This window comes from Erythrobacter epiphyticus, assembly GCF_034653295.1.
Lineage (GTDB): Bacteria > Pseudomonadota > Alphaproteobacteria > Sphingomonadales > Sphingomonadaceae > Erythrobacter.
On record NZ_JAYEEU010000032.1, the window covers coordinates 1 to 1114 of the forward strand.

Genomic DNA, 1114 nt, shown 5'->3' on the forward strand with positions numbered 1-1114 from the left:
GCGCGGGCGCAGGCCGGGGCGATGCGGCAGGATAAAGCGCAGCGGCCAGATGATGTGCGGCGTTATCAATCCCGAGATCCGACAGCTTGCGATAGAGGGTCGAACGCCCGATCCCCAAGCGCCGCGCCACTTCGGTCATGCGGCCGCGGTAATGGCCGATGGCGAGGCGGATGACATCGGCCTCGATCTCTTCGAGCGGACGCAGATTGCCATCGGGCGTGTAGAGCGTGATGCCGACACCCTCGTGGCTCGTATCGAACAGCGGGGCCTGTTGACCGCCGAGCATTTCCGACAATTCGGGAAAGCTTCCCGCGGTGAGCGCTTCGCCCTCGCAATAGACCGCCGCGCGAAACAGCACGGATTGCAACTGGCGCACATTGCCCGGCCAATCATAGGCGGCAAGCAGGGCGAGCGCGCTATCGGTGATCGACAGATGCTTGAGGCCTGGCTGTTCGCCGATGCGGGCAAGGAAATGGCGGGTCAGTGCGGGCGTGCACGGCGGGGTTGGCGGCATTGTCGAACTGGCTCGGCATCCATGCGCCGGGGGTGGTGTTCACCAGCTATTCTGCGCGTTCGATCGCACCGCGCATGCCTTTCTCGCGCGCGGTCAGATCAAAGCTTGCACCGTAGGCCAGCATCAGTCGCCGCCGTTCCACCGACATGGATTCGGGCATGACCAGCACCAGCTTGTAGCCCTTGACCGCGGCAACCATCGCAAGGCCGATCCCGGTGTTGCAGCTGGTTGGCTCGACTATGGTTCCGCCGGGATTGAGCAAGCCGCGCGCCTCGGCATCCTCTAACATGGCTAGCGCGATGCGATCCTTGATCGAACCGCCGGGATTGGCGCGCTCGGACTTCACCCAGACCTCGTGGTCGGGGAACATCCGGGCAAGGCGAATGTGCGGGGTGTTGCCAATCGTGGCTAAGATGCTGTCGGCTTTCATGTCAGGCCTCCTGAGAGTGGGTCTTGCGGGAAGGGTGTAGCAGTTCCGGCGGCGGATCGAAGGTCCTGGTGGTGCGCAGCACCGGAAACAGGCGGCTCCACACTGCGACGGTGATGATCGCGCCGACTCCGCCCGCCACCACGGCGGCGACCGGCCCGATCAGGAAGGCG

At 64.7% G+C, this 1114-nt stretch carries 2 pseudogenes; both read right to left on the bottom strand.

The annotated features are described in order from the left end of the window. Positions 1 to 490 (bottom strand): annotated as a pseudogene (locus SOQ14_RS14340) (AAA-type ATPase lid domain-containing protein); the annotation flags it as partial. Continuing rightward, positions 483 to 944: pseudogene (locus SOQ14_RS14345) on the bottom strand (PLP-dependent cysteine synthase family protein); the annotation flags it as partial. The pseudogenes SOQ14_RS14340 and SOQ14_RS14345, both read right to left, overlap by 8 nt. Positions 945 to 1114: the final 170 nt, after the last annotated feature.